Annotated in this window: 21 protein-coding genes, 1 tRNA gene and 1 pseudogene; 8 read left to right on the top strand and 15 right to left on the bottom strand. The window is 65.8% G+C overall.

The genetic code is table 11. The annotated features are described in order from the left end of the window. Nucleotides 1–2 precede the first annotated feature (2 nt). The 4 genes from F1640_RS00965 to F1640_RS00950 are packed head-to-tail and all read right to left on the bottom strand — an operon-like array spanning nucleotide 3 to nucleotide 2,989. Nucleotides 3–1,046: a sulfotransferase gene (locus tag F1640_RS00965; protein ID WP_194917298.1), complete on the bottom strand. Its 1,044-nt coding sequence runs from the start codon at nucleotides 1,044–1,046 to the stop codon at nucleotides 3–5. Then, the gene (locus tag F1640_RS00960) at nucleotides 1,027–1,419 is read right to left on the bottom strand and encodes a hypothetical protein (protein ID WP_194917296.1); all 393 of its coding nucleotides are present in this window, start codon (nucleotides 1,417–1,419) and stop codon (nucleotides 1,027–1,029) included. The genes F1640_RS00965 and F1640_RS00960 overlap by 20 nt, the downstream gene beginning before the upstream one ends. Then, nucleotides 1,416–1,679, bottom strand: coding sequence for a hypothetical protein (locus F1640_RS00955; RefSeq protein ID WP_206694602.1), 264 nt, complete (start codon nucleotides 1,677–1,679; stop codon nucleotides 1,416–1,418). The genes F1640_RS00960 and F1640_RS00955 overlap by 4 nt, the downstream gene beginning before the upstream one ends. Beyond that, a complete protein-coding gene (locus F1640_RS00950) occupies nucleotides 1,676–2,989 on the bottom strand; it encodes an arylsulfotransferase family protein (RefSeq protein WP_194917294.1) in 1,314 nt (437 codons plus the stop codon). The genes F1640_RS00955 and F1640_RS00950 overlap by 4 nt, the downstream gene beginning before the upstream one ends. Nucleotides 2,990–3,351: 362 nt before the next feature. On the opposite strand from F1640_RS00950, the gene F1640_RS00945 reads away from it, so the two are divergent. Together F1640_RS00945 and F1640_RS00940 are read left to right on the top strand one after the other, a co-directional pair. Continuing rightward, complete coding sequence (locus F1640_RS00945; RefSeq protein ID WP_194917291.1) at nucleotides 3,352–5,382, top strand: S9 family peptidase; 2,031 nt, start codon at nucleotides 3,352–3,354, stop codon at nucleotides 5,380–5,382. Continuing rightward, nucleotides 5,379–6,320: a glutaminase gene (locus F1640_RS00940; protein WP_194917290.1), complete on the top strand. Its 942-nt coding sequence runs from the start codon at nucleotides 5,379–5,381 to the stop codon at nucleotides 6,318–6,320. The genes F1640_RS00945 and F1640_RS00940 overlap by 4 nt, the downstream gene beginning before the upstream one ends. A gap of 21 nt (nucleotides 6,321–6,341) precedes the next feature. On the opposite strand, the gene F1640_RS00935 is transcribed toward F1640_RS00940, so the two are convergent. Both F1640_RS00935 and F1640_RS00930 read right to left on the bottom strand, forming a co-directional pair. Beyond that, nucleotides 6,342–8,126, bottom strand: coding sequence for a cation:proton antiporter (locus tag F1640_RS00935; RefSeq protein ID WP_194917288.1), 1,785 nt, complete (start codon nucleotides 8,124–8,126; stop codon nucleotides 6,342–6,344). A 252-nt stretch (nucleotides 8,127–8,378) separates the two neighbouring features. Continuing rightward, nucleotides 8,379–9,602: an NADP-dependent isocitrate dehydrogenase gene (locus tag F1640_RS00930; RefSeq protein WP_194917286.1), complete on the bottom strand. Its 1,224-nt coding sequence runs from the start codon at nucleotides 9,600–9,602 to the stop codon at nucleotides 8,379–8,381. A 210-nt stretch (nucleotides 9,603–9,812) separates the two neighbouring features. On the opposite strand from F1640_RS00930, the gene F1640_RS00925 reads away from it, so the two are divergent. Beyond that, nucleotides 9,813–10,577 carry a crotonase/enoyl-CoA hydratase family protein gene (locus tag F1640_RS00925; protein ID WP_124808669.1) on the top strand — a complete coding sequence of 255 codons (765 nt, stop codon included), beginning with the start codon at nucleotides 9,813–9,815 and terminating at the stop codon, nucleotides 10,575–10,577. An 84-nt stretch (nucleotides 10,578–10,661) separates the two neighbouring features. On the opposite strand, the gene F1640_RS00920 is transcribed toward F1640_RS00925, so the two are convergent. Continuing rightward, on the bottom strand, nucleotides 10,662–11,090 hold the full coding sequence (locus F1640_RS00920) for an organic hydroperoxide resistance protein (RefSeq protein ID WP_194917284.1): 429 nt from the start codon (nucleotides 11,088–11,090) through the stop codon (nucleotides 10,662–10,664). A gap of 129 nt (nucleotides 11,091–11,219) precedes the next feature. Here F1640_RS00920 and F1640_RS00915 point away from each other — a divergent pair, with 129 nt between their 5' ends. Then, a complete protein-coding gene (locus tag F1640_RS00915) occupies nucleotides 11,220–11,675 on the top strand; it encodes a MarR family winged helix-turn-helix transcriptional regulator (protein WP_194917282.1) in 456 nt (151 codons plus the stop codon). Here F1640_RS00915 and F1640_RS00910 read toward each other — a convergent pair. Together F1640_RS00910 and F1640_RS00905 are read right to left on the bottom strand one after the other, a co-directional pair. Then, complete coding sequence (locus F1640_RS00910; RefSeq protein WP_206694601.1) at nucleotides 11,665–12,267, bottom strand: TetR/AcrR family transcriptional regulator; 603 nt, start codon at nucleotides 12,265–12,267, stop codon at nucleotides 11,665–11,667. The two genes, F1640_RS00915 and F1640_RS00910, sit on opposite strands and share 11 nt — an antisense overlap. Before the next feature lie 99 nt (nucleotides 12,268–12,366). Further along, on the bottom strand, nucleotides 12,367–12,750 hold the full coding sequence (locus F1640_RS00905; RefSeq protein WP_194917280.1) for a hypothetical protein: 384 nt from the start codon (nucleotides 12,748–12,750) through the stop codon (nucleotides 12,367–12,369). A 119-nt stretch (nucleotides 12,751–12,869) separates the two neighbouring features. On the opposite strand from F1640_RS00905, the gene F1640_RS00900 reads away from it, so the two are divergent. From F1640_RS00900 to F1640_RS25010, 3 genes are read left to right on the top strand one after another with little or no spacing between them, the layout of a single operon-like run. Beyond that, entirely contained in the window at nucleotides 12,870–13,958 is a 1,089-nt protein-coding gene (locus F1640_RS00900) for an MBL fold metallo-hydrolase (RefSeq protein ID WP_194917278.1), read from the top strand. A 58-nt stretch (nucleotides 13,959–14,016) separates the two neighbouring features. Then, complete coding sequence (locus tag F1640_RS25015; protein WP_255530144.1) at nucleotides 14,017–14,361, top strand: MOSC domain-containing protein; 345 nt, start codon at nucleotides 14,017–14,019, stop codon at nucleotides 14,359–14,361. Next, on the top strand, nucleotides 14,337–14,576 hold the full coding sequence (locus F1640_RS25010; RefSeq protein ID WP_255530143.1) for a hypothetical protein: 240 nt from the start codon (nucleotides 14,337–14,339) through the stop codon (nucleotides 14,574–14,576). The genes F1640_RS25015 and F1640_RS25010 overlap by 25 nt, the downstream gene beginning before the upstream one ends. 31 nt (nucleotides 14,577–14,607) lie before the next feature. On the opposite strand, the gene F1640_RS00890 is transcribed toward F1640_RS25010, so the two are convergent. From F1640_RS00890 to cpdR, 4 genes are all read right to left on the bottom strand, one after another. Beyond that, complete coding sequence (locus F1640_RS00890; protein WP_125955790.1) at nucleotides 14,608–15,021, bottom strand: DUF1330 domain-containing protein; 414 nt, start codon at nucleotides 15,019–15,021, stop codon at nucleotides 14,608–14,610. Nucleotides 15,022–15,032: 11 nt separating this feature from the next. Then, nucleotides 15,033–15,935: a haloalkane dehalogenase gene (locus F1640_RS00885; RefSeq protein ID WP_194917276.1), complete on the bottom strand. Its 903-nt coding sequence runs from the start codon at nucleotides 15,933–15,935 to the stop codon at nucleotides 15,033–15,035. Between the two features lie 238 nt (nucleotides 15,936–16,173). Continuing rightward, nucleotides 16,174–16,248: transfer RNA gene (locus tag F1640_RS00880), tRNA-Val, on the bottom strand. 121 nt (nucleotides 16,249–16,369) lie between these two features. Beyond that, nucleotides 16,370–16,756, bottom strand: coding sequence for a cell cycle two-component system response regulator CpdR (cpdR, locus tag F1640_RS00875; RefSeq protein WP_124808660.1), 387 nt, complete (start codon nucleotides 16,754–16,756; stop codon nucleotides 16,370–16,372). Between the two features lie 164 nt (nucleotides 16,757–16,920). On the opposite strand from cpdR, the gene F1640_RS00870 reads away from it, so the two are divergent. Continuing rightward, nucleotides 16,921–17,883 (top strand): N-formylglutamate amidohydrolase, encoded by a 963-nt coding sequence (locus F1640_RS00870; protein WP_124808659.1) that lies wholly within the window; start codon nucleotides 16,921–16,923, stop codon nucleotides 17,881–17,883. Between the two features lie 348 nt (nucleotides 17,884–18,231). On the opposite strand, the gene F1640_RS00865 is transcribed toward F1640_RS00870, so the two are convergent. Both F1640_RS00865 and F1640_RS00860 read right to left on the bottom strand, forming a co-directional pair. Further along, nucleotides 18,232–19,011, bottom strand: coding sequence for a SapC family protein (locus F1640_RS00865; protein WP_124808658.1), 780 nt, complete (start codon nucleotides 19,009–19,011; stop codon nucleotides 18,232–18,234). Nucleotides 19,012–19,153: 142 nt separating this feature from the next. After that, a pseudogene (locus F1640_RS00860) lies at nucleotides 19,154–19,795 on the bottom strand (FAD-binding oxidoreductase); the annotation flags it as partial. Nucleotides 19,796–19,801: the final 6 nt, after the last annotated feature.

Here is a 19,801-nt window from a genome sequence, read left to right as displayed (position 1 = left end):
CCTTACAGGGCCGCCGCGCGCTTCCGCAGCGCGGCGTGTACCCGGTTGGCCTCATCCATCAGGTCAGCGGGCAATTTCACGTCCCGGTGTGGCAGCGCCGTCGGCGGACGCAGTGTTACGGGCGAGAGCGGGCGGGCCAGATCGAGCCGCCTGCCAAGCCGGTCCAGCAATTCGGGATCGCCGGTGGCCAGCAGGTCGTAGTCCACGAAAACCTGGGTTTCGCGCACGTCCTCGGGCTGGCCGAGCAGGTGGGTATGGACGCCGATCCACGTCGCCAGCCAGTACGCCAGCGTATCGGGATCGCCCTGGGGGCCTGAGCCGGCGGGCAGCAGGAAAGGCAACTGGTGCGCGCCGAATTCGTGGTGGCCCAGCCACCGCATGAAGGCGCCACGAAACGGATCGTCCGCTGCCAGCATGCAGGCTTGCCGGTGCTGGCGGTGGAGCGAACGGGCCTGCGCCAGCGGATCGCGGAAGGGATGGATGATGCGCGCGCCGGGAACGTTCCGCGCCAGGCTGCTCACGCGCAGCACGTTGGCGTTGTTCTTGGAAAGATAGCGCTGAGCGCCATAGCGAAGGCAGACGAGCCGCCGGTAATCGCCGAAGTCGGCCAGGGTTTCGGTATCGGGCTGATAGGGGACCAAGCCGTCCGGACCGCAATAGCGCTTGCCATCGTGGAGCTTCCAGAACACTTCCTCGATCGCTTCGGGGCTGTCGAGATCGTGCTCCAGTCCATCGAGGTGACCACGTTCGCGCGTTTCGACCCGGCGCTTCAGGCGGGCGGTTATCCGCGCCCAGCTGTTCGGCGCCAGCGGAAAGGGCAGATCGCGATAGCGGAGAGCGGCGAAATCGTCGGCCGCGTGGATCAGCCGCATCAGGATGGTCGTGCCGGCACGGGCGAGGCCGGTGACGAAGACCGGCGGGCCGAGTTCCCGCGCCGCCGCCGCCTTGCCATGGCGGGCGCGTTCCAGATCGAAGCTCAACTCCAGCACCGCGTCGCTGCCCAGGGCGATGCGGTGCAGCCGGCGGTCAAGCGGGCCGTAAGCCAAAGCGGCGGACGCGGGAGCGGAGGAAGGCAAGGGCGATACCTGCGGCAAGAATGGACAGGCGGGCGGTGGGATCGAACAGTGCGTCCTGCGTTGGAATGCCCGCGACCGGGCCGATCGCCAGCACGGCTGCGATGGGCAGGACGATCATCAGCAGGAGGCCGCCGGCCGCGAGCGATTTGCCCATCATCCGGATCGCGAGAATGCGCGTCGCGCGTTCCTTGCTCCAATCGGAAACGCCGCTGCGGGCGAGCGTACGCGCCGAGCGCCGACCGATTGCCGCAAGATCGCCGAAATGGCGCAGCAGCATCCACCGGCGCGCCAGATGCACGGAGGCCAGAAGCGCGGCGAACAGGACCAGCGCGGCGGGAATCACAGCTCGGATTCCGGCAGCGGATCGCTTTGCGCCGGCGTAGCCGGCTTGCGCCGCGCCGCGCGGACCAGCCGCTTGACCGGATACCAGACGAAGGACACGATCCCGAGAAGAATGGCTCCCACCACGCCCAGTGCGGTGGAAATGGCGCCAAGGCCCAGGCCCGGGCCGACATAGGCCTGCGCCGGAACGGTCGTGGCCATCAGGGCGATGGCGGCAAGGGAAGCGATCGAAAGGCCATGGGCCATGCTCTGAAGGTTCATTCGCATTTGGCGTTCACCGCTGCTTGAATGCCGACCTTGTCGGCGATGGGATCGAGATACCGGCTCCAGCGCAGTTCATACCGGTGCTGGTCGGGATCGGCGGATACGTAGCGCCAGCGGACGGAGCCATCGGGCGCGATGCGGAACAGGCGGCCGCGTTCGGTTTCCTCGATCAGGAAATCGCCGCCGGGCAGGGGCATCGCCCTGCCCTGCGCGTGCGTGCGGATGTCCAGCTTGCGGAAGGCCTCACCCAGCGGATCGCTGACCGTGTCGGCCGCGAAGTCATAGACAAGGAGGCGGTTGTGCCCGTCGGTTTCTACCTTTTCGGGTGCCTGCCAGTTCCAGCGCCAGTTGTTGTCGAACACCGAGATGCGATGATCGTCGATCACGGCGACATCGTGCTGGAACCGCCACGGCACTTCGCGATGCCACACGATGCGGCCTTCCGTCGGCCGGTAAAGGGCGATCATCGAAAGGTTGCGCAGGCTGAGCAGGAGATCGCCGGCATGCCAGTAGGGGCCATCGCCCGGCACCGGCTGCACATCGTTCAGGTGGATCGGATCGTCCTGGTAGGGGCGGCTGCGCCAGAGATAGCCAAGGCCGTTGCGATCGAGAATGTCGATGATCGCTTCGCGCCGCAGGACGGTTCCGTCCGCCCGGAGATGCACGATATTCTCGTCCCCGAACAGCGGACCAAGCCCGGGGCGGCGCGATCGGGGTTGCCGGTCGGCCGCCCACAGCGTGCCGTCAGGCGCGCGTTCGACCGCGTGGTGGAAGATGCCGTCGATCATCCACTGCCGCTTCCCGCAGGCATCGATCCGCGTGAGCGGCGAGGTATCGTGCAGGATCAGCCCGCCATCATTGGTGAGCATGGGATGCATCGGAAAGTAGAGCCGCTGGGTCTTGTCGCGTTGCAGGTCGACGATGGCCGATCGGAACGTGGACCCTTGCAGCATGGCGCGCACGTCCGGCGCGTATTCGCGAAGCATCTTGCCATCGCTCAGCCGCATCAGGCGGATGACCCGCTGCTGGCGGGCATTGCTGAATTCCGTAAGCAGGACATAGCCCGGATCGACAAAGCTCTGGCCGGCCGCATAGTGCAGCCCGCCGGGTTCCGGCACGTAATCGAGCACCAGCTTCGGCCGGTTGGGGAACAGTCCATGATAGACGCCGGCCAGCGTGTTGGGGATGCTGGCGATCTGGGCCGCAGCCTTGCCCAGCGCGCCATGGCGATCGGCCTGTGCCACGATCGCGCCGAACGCGATGGTGATGACCGCCCCGCAAAGGCTCAGGAGGCCGACTGCCCACAACGGTATCCGGGCGTTGCAAATGCGTTCCCACAGACGTGCGGGCGGGGACGCCGCTGCTGCCGTCGTGGGCTCCCTCATCCCTGGCTGGACCCTGAACGGATACGATTTCCCCCTGAGCCAGGACGGGCTGCCCCTATGGAGGAGATATAAAGATTCATGATCTAAAGTTATAGACAAGTTGTAACCGGGGTATGTCAGCCACGGGGCGCTTTGTCGCAAAATGTATCGGGCGTACGCGCGGGGGGCGGGCTGAAAGCGGGCATCGGGGGCTGATTGCGCAGCGGGCACCCTTTTTGCCGGAGCGATTGCCGGTTGGGGCCCGCCCGGTTACGCTCTGCTTCACGGATTGTTGGGGGGAAGAGATGGGTATCGCGAAATGGCGTCAGGCTTCACGCGCGCTGCGGTGTGGCACGATTTTGGCGCTGGCTGCACTGCCGGCCTTCGCGGTCGCGGGGGAATCCGCGCCGGCACGTCACGCGGTGACTATCGACGACATTCTCGCGATGCGATCGCTCTCGGAAATGGCCTGCGCGCCCGATGGCCGGCAGGCCGCCTACGTGGTGAGCGATGCGGACGTGAAGACGGACAAGCGCCGATCGGTGATTTGGCTTGCCGATCTGGCCGGGGCGCCCGCGCTGCAGCTGACAGACGGCGAAGAGAGCGCCAGCGCGCCCGCGTTCAGTCCGGATGGCAAGACCATCGCGTTCCTTTCGAAGCGCGGCAAGGACAAGCAGGCCCAGATATGGCTGCTCGACCGGCGCGGGGGCGAGGCGCAGAAGCTGACCGATGTTAAGGGCGATATCGCCGCCTTCCGCTGGTCGCCCGATTCGCGCCAGCTACTGCTGACGTTGAGCGATCCCGCGCCGGAGCCGCCCAAGGACGATGCCGAGCGGCCGCTGCCGGTCGTGGTCGATGATGCAAAGTTCAAGGAAGACGGCCAGGGCTTCATCACCGCCGCGAGCCATACCCATCTGGCGCTGTTCGACGTGGCCACGCGCACCGAGATGCGGCTGACGGCTTCGGATTCGTTCGACGTCATCGCGGCGGAATGGTCACCCGATGGCAAGAGCGTGGCCTACCTTGCCAATCACGGCATCGATCCCGCCGCGCCGGCAACCCAGTGGCTCACCGTTGTGGAAGCGAAGGCGGGCGCGGCTCCGCGCGTGGTGACGAAGCTTGCCGGGGCTTTGGGGCAGGCGCTGATCTGGTCTGCCGATGGCGCGAAAATCGCGCATCTGGTGGGCGATGTGCCCAAGCTAAACCAGTATAGCCAGCCGCGCCTTGCCGAAACGGTGCTGGCGACCGGTCAAACCCGGACCGTGGCGACATCGGTGGGCACTTATGTGCAACGGCCCGTCGATCTGGGCGGCGGGCGCGTGGGCGCCATCCTGGCCGAGGACCGGCACGAGGTTCCCGCCGTCTTCGATCTGGCGACGGGCGGCGTGCAGCGCCTGGGCGATTCCCGGCTGGCGGTGTTCGACCAGTGCGGCGGCCAAGATGCCAGGGCGCCGCGCGCGGTGATTGCCAGCGGCGATGACGCGATGCCCGAAGTCTATGCGCTGGAAGGCAAGACGATGCGGCCGCTGACCGCGCACAACCGCGCGCTCAACGCGGGCATTGCCTGGTCACCGGTGCGCGATTTTGCCGCCATGGCGAGCGACGGCAGCGAGGTGCACGGGATTCTGACGCTCCCGGCCGGCTACGTGCCGGGGCAACGCTATCCTACCGTGCTGTGGATTCACGGCGGGCCTACGGCGCAGGACGCGCACGAGACCGACACGATGCGGCAATGGATCGCCACGCAGGGCTATGCCGTGCTCGCGGTCAACTACCGCGGCAGTTCGGGCCGGGGCGATGCCTATGGTGCCGCGATCGCCGCCGACTGGGGCAACAAGGAAGTGCTCGACCTGCACGCCGCCGTCGATTGGGCGGTGGCGCAGGGCATTGCCGATCCTGCGCGCCTTGGCGTTGGCGGGTGGAGCTATGGCGGCATTCTCACCGACTATCTGATCGTGCGCGACAGCCGCTTCAAGGCCGGTGTCAGCGGGGCGGGGGTGGGCAACATCTTCGCCTTCTTCGGCGTGGACCAGTCCATCGAGCAATATGTGCAGGAGCTTGGCCCACCGTGGCAGAACACGGCACTGTGGACGCGCCTTTCCGAGCCGCTGCTCCATGCGGACCGGATCAAGACACCAACGCTGTTCCTGGGCGGCACGGCGGACGACAACGTGCCGCTGATCGGTGGGCAGCAGCTCTATCAGGCGCTCAAGCTGACGGGGGTTCCGACGCGGCTGGTGGCTTATCCTGGCGAACACCACGGACTTGTCCGGCCAAGCTTCCTGCGCGACCGGTTCGAGCGGATCGCCGATTGGTATAAGCGCTATCTGAAGTGAGCGATATCGCCGCCATCGTTGCCGAGATTGCCGCCGAAATGCGCGAGGCCACCGAGCGCGGGCAGGTGGCCGACTATATCCCGCCGCTGGCCTGCGTATCGCCCGATCGCTTCGGTATCGCGGTGGTGACGGCCGAAGGGGACGTGTTCACGGCCGGGGATGCGGAAGAACCGTTTTCGATCCAGTCGATCTCGAAAGTGTTTTCCCTCACGCTGGCGCTGGGCGCGGTGGGCGATGCCCTGTGGCGCCGCGTGGGCCGGGAGCCATCGGGCAGCGCTTTCAACTCGATCGTGCAGCTTGAAAGCGAGCACGGCATTCCGCGCAATCCGTTCATCAACGCCGGCGCGATCGTGGTGGCCGACGTGCTGCTGTCCGGCCACGAACCGCGCGAGGCGATCGGCAGCATCCTGCACTTCGTGCGCGCGCTGGCGGGCGACGAGAGCGTGATCATCGACGAACGCGTGGCCAATGCCGAGCGAGAAACCGGCTTCCGCAACTTCGCGCTGGCCAACTACATGCGGGCGTTCGGCAATATTCGCCATCCCGTGGAGCGCACGCTCGGTGTCTATTTCCACCAGTGCGCGCTGGCGATGAGCTGTCGCCAGCTGGCCATGGCGGGGCGGTTCCTGATGCACGACGGGCGCAACCCCGCCACGGGCCTTAGCGTCGTATCGCCACGCCGTGCGCGCCGCATCAACGCGTTGATGATGCTGTGCGGGCACTACGACAATTCTGGCGAATTCGCGTTCCGCACCGGCCTTGCGGGCAAATCGGGCGTGGGGGGCGGGATACTCGCCGTGGCGCCGGGCATCGCGTCGATAGCGGTATGGTCGCCGGGGCTGAACGACAAGGGCAATTCGCAGCTGGGCGCGCTGGCGCTGGAACGGCTGACCCAGCGGACGGGCTGGTCGGTATTCCAGCCGCGCCCGGTTGCCTGAGTCGGATCAGGCTGACGGGAATTAGACAGTTCGTTCGCGCAGGGTCGCGGACTTCAGCTTGGGAGCTATGGCCAGATCGCCATCTTCCATGATCTGCTGGCGCAGCTCGTCGCGCTTTTCGTGGATTGAGGCGATCACCGGCCCCATCGGCACGCCCAGATCAACCAGCACGGCTTCGGACAGTTGCAGCGAGCTTTCCAGCGTTTCCGGCACCGCATGGGAGGCGCCTGCGCGGTAGAGTTCGCCAGCATGGTCCGCGTCGCGGGCGCGCACAATGATCGGCAGTTCCGGCCGCAGCTTGTGCAGCTTCTTGACGATGCGCGAGACCAGCACCGGCTCGTCCATGGTGACGATCAGCGCGCGGGCGTGATCGAGATCGAGCCGGTCGATCACCGTTTCGCTGGCGACGTTGCCGAACAGTACGGGCAAGCCGGCGAGGCGTGCTTCGCGGACGAGCCGGGGGTCGGAATCGATGGCGATGTAAGGCGCATCGTGCATTGCCAGCATCTCGCCCACCAGCCTGCCGACGCGGCCGAAGCCGAGGATCACGGCACGGTCGCCGGCCGGCTCCTCGCGCGGCAGGTCGGCCGAGGCCGGCTCGCGCGCTTCCAGCCGCTTGGCGAAGGCTTCACCCACCTTGGCCAGCGCCGGCGTGATGGTGAGGCCGATCGCGGTGACGATCTGCCAGAACTGCGCGGTCGCGGGCAGGATCAGTTGTGCCTGCGTGGCCGTCGCCAGTACGATCAGGGTGGTTTCCGAAGGGCTGGCCATGAGAATGCCCGTCTCGAGCGCGGTGCCCCGGCCCTTGCCCATCACGCGCAGCAGCAGCCCGGTGACGAGCGCCTTGATCACCACCACGCCAACCACGCCCGCCGCCAGCGGGCCAAGGTTCGCCCACACCACCCGCAGGTCTATGCCCATGCCGATGGTGATAAGGAACACGCCCAGCGCCAGGCCCTTGAACGGCTTGGTGATCGCCTCGACCTCGTTGTGGTATTCGGTCTCCGCGATCAGCAGGCCGGCGAGCAGCGCGCCCATGATTGGCGAAAGGCCGACCGCACCCGTGGCCAGCGCCGCGACGATGACGACGAGCAGGCTGGCGGCGAGGAACAGTTCGGGGCTTTTGGTCTGCGCGGCCTGCGCGAACAGGCTTGGCAGCAGGAAGCGCCCGGCCAGTAGCAGGGCAATGATGACGAGACCGCCGCGCCACAGCGTATCCAGCAGCACCGCCCCGCCATCCGCCGCCGCCGTGGGCGCGATCGCGCCGAGCAGGAAGATGATGGGAACGAGCGCGATATCCTCGAACAGCAGCATCGACAGCGCCGCGCGCCCGACCGGACCCTGCGTGCCCGAGATGGGCAGGACCAGCGCGGTGGAGGACAGCGCCAGCGCGAGGCCCAGCCCGAGCGCGGCGTAAAGGCTTTCTCCCATGATGCTCATCAGGGCGAGGCCGATCAGGAGCGCGCCGCCCGCAAGCTCCATCGCGCCCAGCCCGAACACCAGCCGCCGCATCGACCACAGGCGGTTGAACGACAGTTCCAGCCCGATCTCGAAGAGCAGCAGGATGATGCCGAACTCCGCGAACGGCGCGATCGCCTCCGGATCGGAAATCGTGATGTGATAGAGCCACGGAGTCTGCCCGACCAGCGAGCCCAGGCCATAGGGGCCGACCGCGAGGCCGACCAGAATGAACCCGATGATCGGGGTGATGCGGAAACGGGCGAAAGCCGGGATCACGATTCCGGCGGCGCCGAGAATGACCAGTGCATCGGAAAGCGCAGCGGAAGGAGCAAGGGAACCGGCCATGGGGCACCGTAACCTTCGTTAACCGGCCTTGCCAACCCCGGCGGTAGAGAAAACGCCCTCAGCAACAAAATGAAAGGCGATCATATCGCTTGCAAGCGCTTCGCGAGGGATGCCCCTTATTCTCCCCTCCCGCTGGCGGGAGGGGTAGGGGGTGGGCAGCGCCCCATCGCCCGCCAAGGATGCACGCGCCAAACGAAAGAGGCCCCGGCATTGCCGGGGCCTCTGTTCGTATCCGTCAGGAACGCGTCTGGCTCAGTTCCAGGCGGTCATTTCCTTTTCGAGGTTGGCAACGATCGCCTCGAAGAACTTTTCGGTGGTCATCCACGGCTGGTCGGGACCGATCAGGATCGCGAGGTCCTTGGTCATCTTGCCGCTTTCGACGGTTTCGATGCAGACACGTTCCAGCGTTTCGGCGAACTTCACCACATCGGGCGTATCGTCGAACTTGCCGCGATAGATCAGGCCGCGCGTCCAGGCGAAGATCGACGCGATCGGGTTGGTCGAGGTCTGCTTGCCCTGCTGGTGCTGGCGGTAGTGGCGGGTGACGGTGCCGTGGGCGGCTTCCGCTTCCACGGTCTTGCCGTCCGGCGTCATCAGTACCGAGGTCATCAGGCCCAGCGAGCCGAAGCCCTGCGCCACGGTATCGGACTGGACGTCGCCATCGTAGTTCTTGCAGGCCCAGACGAACTTGCCGCTCCACTTGAGCGCGGAGGCGACCATGTCGTCGATCAGGCGGTGCTGGTATTCGATGCCGGCGGCGGCGAACTTTTCCTTGAAGCCTTCGGTCTCGTAGACTTCCTGGAACAGGTCCTTGAAGCGCCCGTCATATGCCTTGAGGATGGTGTTCTTGGTCGAGAGATAGACCGGCCAGCCGAGATTGAGGCCATAGTTGAGGCTGGCGCGGGCGAAGTCGCGGATCGAATCGTCCAGGTTGTACATCGCCATGGCGACGCCGGGCGAGGGGAAGTCGAACACGTCGAGGTCGATCTTCTCGCCGTCCACGCCGTCCCACACCAGGCGCAGCTTGCCGGGGCCGGGGATCAGGGTGTCGGTAGCCTTGTACTGATCGCCGAAGGCGTGACGGCCGACCACGATCGGGTCGGTCCAGCCCGGAACAAGCCGGGGCACATTCTGGATCACGATGGGTTCGCGGAACACCACGCCGCCCAGGATGTTGCGGATCGTGCCGTTGGGCGACTTCCACATCTTCTTGAGGCTGAATTCCTCGACGCGCTGTTCGTCGGGGGTGATCGTGGCGCACTTCACGCCCACGCCATACTGCTTGATCGCGTTGGCGGAATCGATGGTGATCTGGTCGTTGGTCTCGTCGCGCTTTTCGACCGACAGGTCATAGTACTTGAGATCGACATCGAGGTAGGGGAGGATCAGGCGTTCGCGAATCCATTCCCAGATGATCCGCGTCATTTCATCGCCGTCGATTTCGACGATCGGGTTCTTCACCTTGATCTTCGCCATAGCCGTTCCGTGCCTCGTCTGGGGGAGAAAAGTTAGGCTCCCCTTAGCAGAGGCGCGCCGTGGTGCAAGGCAAGGACGCCCCGGACTTCCGTCTTAGAGCGCAATTTTCTGCATCCCCGCCGGCCGCTCCCTCTGGACACGGGAAGCGGTCCGGTCCAAGAATTTTAAGTGACCGGTTAAAGGTCCGGGAATTTTGCAGGAGTGATGGGGATGAGCGAACCTGAAGTGCTGACCGAAGTGGACGGCAACGTCCTGGTGGTCACGATCAACCGGCCCGACGCCAAGAACGCCATGAACAAGGCGGCGGCCGAAGGCATCAGCGCGGCGATGGACCGGCTTGACGCGGAAGCCGGCCTGCAGGTCGCGATCCTGACCGGCGCGGGCGGAACTTTCTGTTCCGGCATGGACCTCAAGGGCTTCCTGCGCGGGGAATCGCCGTCGCTTCCCGGGCGCGGGTTCGGCGGCCTTTCGCAGTGGACGCCGAAGAAGCCGATCATCGCGGCGGTCGATGGCTATGCGCTGGCGGGCGGCATGGAACTGGCGCTGTCGTGCGATCTGATCGTGGCCAGTTCCGCCTCCAAGTTCGGCATTCCCGAAGCGAAGCGCGGGCTGGCCGCGGCGGCCGGCGGCCTCATCAAGCTGCCGCGCCAGATTCCGCCGCGTATCGCCATGGAACTGGCGCTGACCGGTGACTTCATCGATGCGGCCCGGGCCTACGAGCTGGGCTTCGTCAACCGCGTGGTCGAAGGCCCGTCGCTGCCGGCGGCAAAGGAACTGGCCGCGCGCATCGCCGAAAACGGCCCGCTGGCGCTGGCCGCGTCGAAGGCCATCGTGCGCGATTCGCACGAATGGACCGAGGCCGACATGTGGGACAAGCAGCAGGCCTATATCACCCCGGTGTTCACCTCGCAGGACGCGCGCGAAGGCGCCGCAGCCTTTGCCGAGAAGCGCAAGCCGAACTGGCAGGGCAAGTAACGCGCGGCAGCTGCCACGCACCGAATGCGCAAAAGGCCGGGCCATCACGCGATGGTCCGGCCTTTTGTTGTCCGGGAAATGGTCTCAGGCGACGCTGAGCGTGACTTCAATGTTGCCGCGCGTGGCGTGGCTGTAGGGACAGATCGTGTCGGCTTCCGCCACCAGCTCCTCGGCGGCGGCGCGGCCCACGCCCGGCAGGCTCACTTCCAGCGAAACCGCGAGGCCAAAGCCCTTGTCGGCGCGCGGACCGATGCCGACCGTGGCCGTCACCGTGGCATCCGCCGGCACGCGGGGCAGGCTCTTGTCCTGCGTGGCCGCGAACTTCATCGCGCCCAGGAAGCAGGCGGCATAGCCGGCCGCGAACAGCTGTTCGGGATTGTTGCCCTGGCCGTTGCCGCCCAGCTCCTTGGGGCTTGCGAGCACAACGTCCAGCGAACCGTCCGCGGTGCGCGAGCGGCCATCGCGGCCTCCGGTGGCAGTGGCGCTGGTCGAATAGAGGATCTTGGTGCTCATGGGATGCTTCCTTTTGCTTGAGAAGAGTTAAAATCGAGGGCGATTAAATCGTGTACGACCTATATGCGTTCGCCGCACCGAGTCGTCAACCTCTTGCGATTAAATCGTGTGCGATTTATATTTCGGGGAATGACAGACGCTTCCCAAACCGCCGCTGGCCCGTTCGAAGGCTACTTGTGCTTTTCCGTCTATGCGGCGGGGCTGGCGTTTAACCGCCTGTACAAGCAGGTGCTCGATCGCTTCGGGCTGACCTATCCGCAATACCTGGTGCTGGTGGCGCTGCGGCAGCGCGACGGGCGGACGGTCAGCGAATTGGGCGAAGCGCTGTTCCTGGAATCAAACACGCTGACGCCGCTGATCAAGCGGCTGGAAGCGGCCGGGCTGGTCGAGCGCCGGCGCGATACGCGCGACGAACGCGTGGTGCGGGTCAGCCTGAGCGACGCGGGCAGGGCGCTGGCGATCGATATCGAATGCGTGCCGCCGCAGATCGGCGAGGCGATCGGCATCGACCATGCGCGGCTGGGGCAAATGGCGCAGACGCTCGACGAACTTGCCGCCGGGCTGCGCCGCGCGGTCAGGGACTGACCGTTTCGGTCAGCCGTGCCACCGCGCTTTCGATCACCGCGCGCGCCTGAGGCGGGGGCAGGTGCTGGTCCAGCCGCAGGCGTTGCCAGGTTTCAAAGCTGAGCAGTAGGTCCATCGTTTCCAGCAGGATCGGATCCTCGGCGATCGCGGGAGGCATGATTGCGACCAGCCGTTCGCGCATCATCGCCAGCCTCTGCCCGTAGTTGCGCTGGATCGTGGGCAGCGAATGGCGGTGGCCATCGGCAGCGCGCTTGTAGGGCATCAGCTTTTCATAGGTGCTTAGCCGGCGTTCGATCATTTCCGCCAGCTTGGCCCGCCAGTCTGGCCCCTCGAACGGATCGAGCCAGTCCTCGTATTCGCGCTCCAGCCGTAGCGCCATCGAGGCGTAAAGGCTGTCCATGTCGGCAAAGTGGCGAAACACGGTGCGCAGGCCCACGCCGGCACGCGTCGCCACCTGTTCCGCGCTGGGGCTCATGTGCCCTTCGCCCACCAGCGCGATCATCGCCTCGACAATGCGCTGACGGCTGGTTTCCGAACGCTTGCGGCGTCCGTCCGTCGCGGTGATGTCCATGGTGGCCTGTTTCTGTGGCAATCCCGTATGTCCAGTATGCGCTTGCATTTCCGTTTTGCGCCCTACCAAGCCCGCGATCGATTGCAACGGTCAAGCGTGGAGGGGCAGGCGCGGATGGCCTCAGCCCCGCTTCTCGTCGAAACTGCGTGCCGCAAGCACCAGGATCGCGATCATCGCGGCTTCCACCACCATCGGCGGAAAGGCCGTGGCGGGCGCGCCATCGGCGATCAGGCTGACGCCGCGTCCGATCAGCGCCAGCGGCAGGAGCGCCACCGGGACCAGCACCAGCGCGCGGCTGGCCTTCCAGGCGCCCGCCAGCGCGAACAACCCCATGCCCACGAACAGCGCGGTGAAATCGGCTCGCAGCGTTGCCATTCCCTGCGACCCGAGCGAGGCCAGAAAGAAGCGCTGGCCCGCGATCGCCGGATCGAGCAGGAAACCGAGGCCGATCGCCACATTGAACAGGCCGAGCAGGCCGGCGATCACGCGCATGGCATTTTTCATGTCATTCTCTCCCCACTGTTCGAGCCAGACTATCACGTTCCGGGCGCGTGGCAATATATCGGCATTGTAAATGCCATAATATCGCGTATCTTTCCGCAAAACAGGAAGGGAGAACGCGGATGCACGGGGCGGTGAAATGGGGCCTTGGTGGTGCGATGCTCGCCGGCGTGCTGGCGCTGGCGGCATTTCCGGCGCCGATCGGACTGGCGATGGCGCGGCTGGCGATCGATGCGCGTGCCGGCGTGGATGCCACGCAGGAACTGCCCGAGGGGCTGCATGTGGCCTTGTGCGGCTCCGGTTCTCCGCTGCCCGATCCCACCCGCGCCGGGCCGTGCAGCGTGGTAATCGCCGGCAAGCATGTCTTCGTCGTCGATGCGGGTGAGGGCGGCGCACGTAACATGACGCTGATGCGCATTCCCAATGGCCATGTCGAGGCGGTGTTCCTCACGCATCTCCATTCCGACCATATCGATGGGCTGGGGCCGATGATGCTGCTGCGCTGGACCGGGGCGAATGCCACCGTGCCGCTGCCGATCTACGGACCGGCCGGAACCGAGCGCGTCGTGGCGGGCATCAACGAGGCCTATGCGATCGACGGGGGCTATCGCACCGCGCACCATGGCCCAGCGGTTGCGCCGCCATCGGGCAGGGGTGGCACCGCCTATCCTTTCGCGCTGCCGCCAAGGGGCGATGGCACGCCCGTCACCGTGTTGCAACGCGACGGGCTGACGGTGACCGCGTTCCGCGTGGATCATGGGCCGGTCGATCCGGCGGTGGGCTATCGCTTCGACTACAAGGGGCGCTCGATCGTGTTCAGCGGCGATACCGCGCCCACGCCGCTGCTGGTGCGCAACGCGCGCGGCGCGGACCTGCTGGTGCATGAAGGGTTGCAGCCCCGGCTGGTCAGCCCGATGGAGCAAACGCTGCGCAAGCGCGGACAGCCAGGCCTCGCAAAGATCATGAGCGACATCCCCGGTTATCATACCTCGCCAGAGGCCGCTGCGGCCGAGGCGCAGGAGGCCGGCGTGAAGAATCTGGTGTTCAGCCACAACGTGCCGCAATTGCCCGCGCGCGCGATGTATCCCGCCTATCTCGGCAACGCGCGCCAGAAATTCGACGGAACAATCACGGTGGGCGAGGACGGCATGGTGTTCAGCCTGCCGGCCGGCGGCAAGGGCATGGAACTGCGTACATGGTCGGTCAGATGATTCGACGTAGCCGGGTTTCCGTTGCTTCGGGCCGCCGCACGCGATAGCCGTTGCGGATATGGACAAGGCGCCATCCGCACCGGCCCGCGTGGTCTCGCTCGCGCTATCTGGCGACCATGCCTTCTCGAAACAGGCGATCGAGCGCGTGAAGGTGATCCAGGGGATCGGCGTCGAGGGTGACGCTCATGCCGGCGAGAAGGTCCAGCACCTCTCCCGCGTGAAGGCGAACCCCGACCAGCCGAACTTGCGGCAGGTCCACCTGATCCATGCAGAACTGTTCGAGGAACTGCGCGAAAAGGGCTTCGCCGTTGGGCCTGCCGACCTTGGCGAGAACATCGTCACGGCCGGGATCGCCCTTCTCGATCTCCCCGGGGCGCCGTGCTGCGCATCGGGCCGGATGTAGAACTGGAAGTGACCGGGCTGCGCAATCCCTGCGCACAGATCGAGGCATTCCAGAAGGGGTTGCTGGCCGCCGTGCTCGATCGTGGGCCGGACGGGGAACTCGTGCGCAAGGCCGGGGTTATGAGCGTGGCCCTGTCCGGCGGCGAAATGGCCGTGGGGGACCTTATCGAGGTCTGCCTGCCGCCCGAGCCGCACCAGCCGCTCGCGCCGGTGTGAAAGCGGGGAGGCTCGCGCCTCCCGCGCCATTCTATCGGCCCAGCGGCTTCGTGCGAATGTTGAGCTGGCCCGCCAGCCCCGCATGGCGGTGCTTCTCGATTGCCTGGTATTCCGGTGACTGGATCATCTGCATCATCGCGGCGAGTGAGGGGTATTCGACCAGCGCCGCCATGTCCCACAGTTCGCCGACCTCCCCGATCATCAGACCGGTGACGGCGCCGGCATAGACCTGCCGTCCGCCGACGGCGGCGACACAGGCCTGCACCGCCGCGCCATAGCGGGCATAGGCCTCGCGTCCGGTCAGTTCGGGTTCGCTGCCATCGGCATAGGTTGCGTGCGGCTTGAACTTGAGCAGGTTGATCATCACGAACGGCCCGTCCTCGCCACTGCCGAAGAAGGCGGCGATCTGTTCGGGGCCGGGGGTGACGGCGTTGACGACTTCCATGGTGGCCTCCCTTAGCCGCGGATGAGTGTGTCGATGATCGTGCAAAGCTCGGCGGGAACATCTTCCTGCAGGAAGTGGCCCGCGCCCTGCAGCACGGTATGCGCCTGCCCCTTCGCGCCCGGAACGCGATCGATGAACGGCCGTTCGCCGCCGCGTGTGATGGCATCCTCGGCGCCGAAGGCGGTCAGCAGCGGCTTGTCGAAACGCGCCAGCACGTCCCAGGCCGCCTTGTTCTCCGCCACCGAGCCATGTTCGGGCGTGATCGGCACGAGCGTGGGGAACTGGCGGGCGCCTTCCTTGTAGGTTTCGTCGGGGAAGGGGGCGTCGTAGGCGGCGATTTCTGCCGACGAAAGATCGCGATGGCATCCGCCGTTGACGATCATGCCGACTGGGAAGACGGGCACGTTCTGGCTGAAATCGAGCCATGCGCGGAAGCCGTCGGTTGCACCCGTGCCCACCGGCAGCCCGGTGTTGGAGACGACCACGCGGGCGAAGCGATCGGGGAAGGCTGCGACCAGTCGCAGGCCGATCAGGCCGCCCCAGTCCTGGCAGAACAGGGTGATGCCGGTGAGATCAAGCTGCGTCAGCCAGTCGCTCATCCACTGGACATGGCGTTCGTAGGTATAGTCGTCGCGCCGCGCGGGCTTGTCGGAGCGGCCGAAGCCGACGAGGTCGGGGGCGACGACACGATGACCGCGCGCGACGAGATCGGGGATGAAACGGCGATAGAGGTAGCACCAGCTCGGCTCGCCGTGCATGAGCAGCACCGGCGCGGCATCGCGCGGGCCTTCGTCGAGATGGTGGATTCGCAGGCGCGTACCGTCCTGTCCGTCGATCACCTCGCTGTAATGCGGCGAAAAATCAAAGCCATCCAGGCCGGCAAAGCGTTCGTCCGGCGTGCGCAGGATCTCCATGGCATCCCCCAGTTGATTATTGTGGCACGCATAATGCCATAATAAACGCGGAGGTCAAATGCCGGCTGGGGCATTTCCCACCCCCAAACCCTCCCGCGGGCGGGAGGGGAGCGAGACGTGCGCCGCCGCAGGTGGTGCTAGTCGCAGCGGGGTGGGCGTTCCGCGCCTTGTGTCGGCGAATGTCATGATCGCCATGAAAAAAGCCCGCTCAAGCCAAGGGCTTAGCGGGCTTTTTCGATGGTGGGCGTAGCAAGGATTGAACTTGCGACCCCTACGATGTCAACATAGTGCTCTACCACTGAGCTATACGCCCGAACCATCGTGCGCCCGGCCGTTTCCGGCGCGGGAGGCAGCCCATTAGCGGCGCTTGGGAATGCTGGCAAGAGACTTTTGCAGGCTCTTTTCCCCATCCCGTGCGCGCGCCTGGCGGGCTGTCAGGCGTAAGGCCCGGCCCCCGTCAGCGCGCCATCGGCGAAGACGCGTTCGACTTCGAGCACCAGGTCGCGCAGGTGGAACGGTTTGGACAGGACACGGGCCTGCGGTGCCTCGCGATCGGACTTGAGCGTGACGGCGGCAAAGCCCGTGATGAACATAACCCGCGTTTCGGGGCTGATCTCGGCGCAATGCTTGGCAAGCTCGATGCCGTCCATCTCGGGCATGACGATGTCGGACAGCAGCAGATCGAAGTGTTCCGACCGCAGCAGGGGCAGGGCCTCCGTTCCGCGATCGACCGCAACCACGCTGTACCCGGCGTTTTCCAGGGCGCGCGCAAGATAGGTGCGCATCGCTTCTTCGTCTTCGGCCAGTAGAATCCGGATCATGATTACCTTCGCGATTCGAGTGGTCGCCTCATCGGGCCATGTCGTAACGTTTTGGTTTAAGGCATGGCAGGAAACGAATATATACCGGGATGGGTTAAGTTTCTGCGCCCTTGTTCGCGGTGGCCGACTTTGACACAGCCGCGAATCAGTTGCAGCTTTATTCCATGCGTGACGAAGGCGATCCAGGGGGCGATTCGCGCCTGCTGCAGGGCGGGGCAGTGCCCGGCTGCCCGGATGTGCCCGCCTATGCGCTGCGGCTGGTGGAGCCGTCCGCGATTCCCGTCATCATCGCTGTGCCGCACGCCGGGCGCAGCTATGCCCGGACCTTGCTGGACCGGATGCGCCACCCGGCGTTCGCCGCGCTGCGCCTGGAAGACCGCTATGTCGACCTCGTGGCCGATGCGGTGGCGCGGCAGACCGGCGCCTCGCTGTTGGTCGCCCATGCGCCGCGCGCGATGATCGATCTCAATCGCGCTGCCGACGACATCGACTGGGATATGGTTGGCGGCCCGCCGCCCGATGCTTCTTCCGCCCTGCAGGGCCTTGCCCATCGGGCGCGCACCGGGCTGGGCCTGATCCCGCGCCGGCTGCCGGGGCTGGGGGAACTGTGGAAGCGGCGGTTGGACCGGGCCGAACTGGACGATCGCATCGCGCTGGTCCACGAACCCTATCACAGCGCCCTGGGCGATGCGCTGCAAGACACGCGCGACCGCTGGGGAGCGGCTCTGCTGATCGATCTTCATTCGATGCCGCCGCTTACGGCCTATTGCGGAGCGGAGCCTGCGCCTGAATTCGTGCTGGGCGACCGGTTCGGGGCGAGTTGCGCCGGCGCGCTGGTCGCTTCTGCCTTCGCGCACTTCGCGGCGGCGCGGCGGCTGGCGGCGCACAACCGGCCTTATGCCGGCGGCTACGTGCTGGAGCGGCATGCGCGGCGCAAGGAAGGCATTCACTGCATCCAGATCGAGATCGACCGGCGCTGCTACCTTGATGCCCGATTCAGCGAACCGGGGCCGGGCATGGATGAAACGATCGCGCTGCTGGTGGGCATGGTCCAGCGGCTGGCCGGCGATGTGGCCGAACTGGGCCGCGATCGGCAACGCGAACGGTGGCGCGCGGCCGCCGAGTAGATCAGCGAGGCAGGTGGGCCGGCGAGGAAACCGGAGCGGTCAACCGGCTCTCGGTTCGGACGATCCTCACGCAGAAACCCCATAAAAAACCACCTGGAGACATGCTCCAGGTGGCCAAGGTTCAGGGAGGAGGTGCACAAAGTGCACCAGTCACACCGGGCCATGAGGGGAGCACCGATGCGACGTACTAAAGATAGGTGAGGCGCCATGGGCGCGCAAGTGGTTTCGTTTGGAATTTTTGCTGCGTTTTGGCGACTGCGCGCAAAAAAATGCGGCGGCCGGACGCTAATCCGACCACCGCATTCACACTCTTGAAATAAAGCGGGTTTCCAGCCTGCGGCTGGTGATTCATTCCGCCGGAACGGGAATCGCCGGAACCGGACCCTTGCCCTGCTGTGCCTGCAGGCCGAAGATCGTGCTCATCAGATCGAGCGAGAAGACATGGGCGTAGAGCAGCGGCAGAAGGCCGCTCTGCGCCCAGCCGCGCAGCACGTCGCCACGGGTTTCGCGCAGCTTTTCTTGATCGACCATCTGGAAGCCGCGATAGACGAACGGCTGCTCCAGACCGGTCTGCTGGATCGAGACTTCGCCGTCCATCAGCAGGTTGTGCTTCTTCAATTCATCGATGAAAGCCTGCGTGCGCATCCCGGCCTGTTCGAACTGTTCGCAGAATTCCAGCGCGGCCTTGGTCGCGTCCGACGGCTGATCGCCGTTGAACAGTGCGTCGCCTTCCTCGAACTCTCCGATCAGACCGGAGGACGGATCGAAGCACAGCGACAGTTCCTCGCTGCTGGGATCGAGCTTGGCCAGCAGGAACGGATAGCGGCGGGCATAGGCCGGCAGATAGACCGGCTGATCGACCTTGCCTTCGCTGTCGACGAACACGTTGACGCCTTCGTTCAGCCCCATCAGCGCCAGCGGCACCGGGTTGTCGCCCGACGAGAACACGATGGGAAAATGGCGCGCGGCCTGCGGAAACTCTTCCACCGTCAGCGGCACGGCGTGCTGGTCGATCAGCCACGGAGCGGCATTCGCGCCACGGGCATGCCAGGTGGCGTGATCGCGGCTGTTGAGCGGCATCAGGTCATTGTAGAACAACGGAAGGTTGGCTTGCGGCGCGCTGGCCATGAGGTCTCTCCGAAAAAACTTTCGCGAAAACGCGCGGGCGGGCCGCGGGTCCGGCGGGAACAGGGGCTTTAAGCGGTCCATCGGGGCGAGGCAAGGCCGGTAACCACGCATCCACACCCTTGCAGGGCCACGGCGAACCGTTTCAGATCAGCTTGCCGGGATTCATCAGCCCCTGCGGATCGAGCGCCTGCTTTATGGCACGCATCATGTGCAACGCCACCGGATCGCCCAGCCGCTCCAGTTCGTCGCGCTTGAGTTGCCCGATGCCGTGTTCGGCCGAAATCGACCCCTTCCACTGGGTGACGAGATCGTGGACCTGGCGGCTGATCGCCTTGCCATCGCCTGCCTGCCATTCCGCGGCATCGACCCCGGAGGGCGCCAGAACGTGGAAATGGATGTTGCCATCGCCCAGATGGCCAAAGCCCACCGCGCGGGTGCCGGGCCAGGCGGCTTCGATCAGTGGAACGGCCGTTTCGACGAATTCGGGCATTCGCTCCACCGGCACGCTGATGTCGTGTTGGACCGCCGGGCCGATCGCGCGCTCCGCCGGGGCGATCGATTCCCGGATCAGCCACATCTGTTCGGCCTGAGTCTCGCTTGCGGCGATCGTCGCGTCGGTGACCAGCCCCGCCTCGAACGCGCTGATCAGCAGGCGTTCGGCCAGGTCGGGCAGGCCTTCCGCTCGGTCGGCATCGGCAACCAGTTCGATCAGCACATGCCAGGGATGGGGTTCCGCCAGCGGTGCGCGCGCCGTCGGCAGGTAATCGAGGGTCTGACTCAAATTCCGTGC

This window comes from Novosphingobium sp. NBM11 (genome assembly GCF_015390225.1).
In the GTDB taxonomy this organism is placed as follows: Bacteria; Pseudomonadota; Alphaproteobacteria; order Sphingomonadales; family Sphingomonadaceae; genus Novosphingobium.
This window is presented reverse-complemented; position numbering and strand designations above follow the sequence as displayed.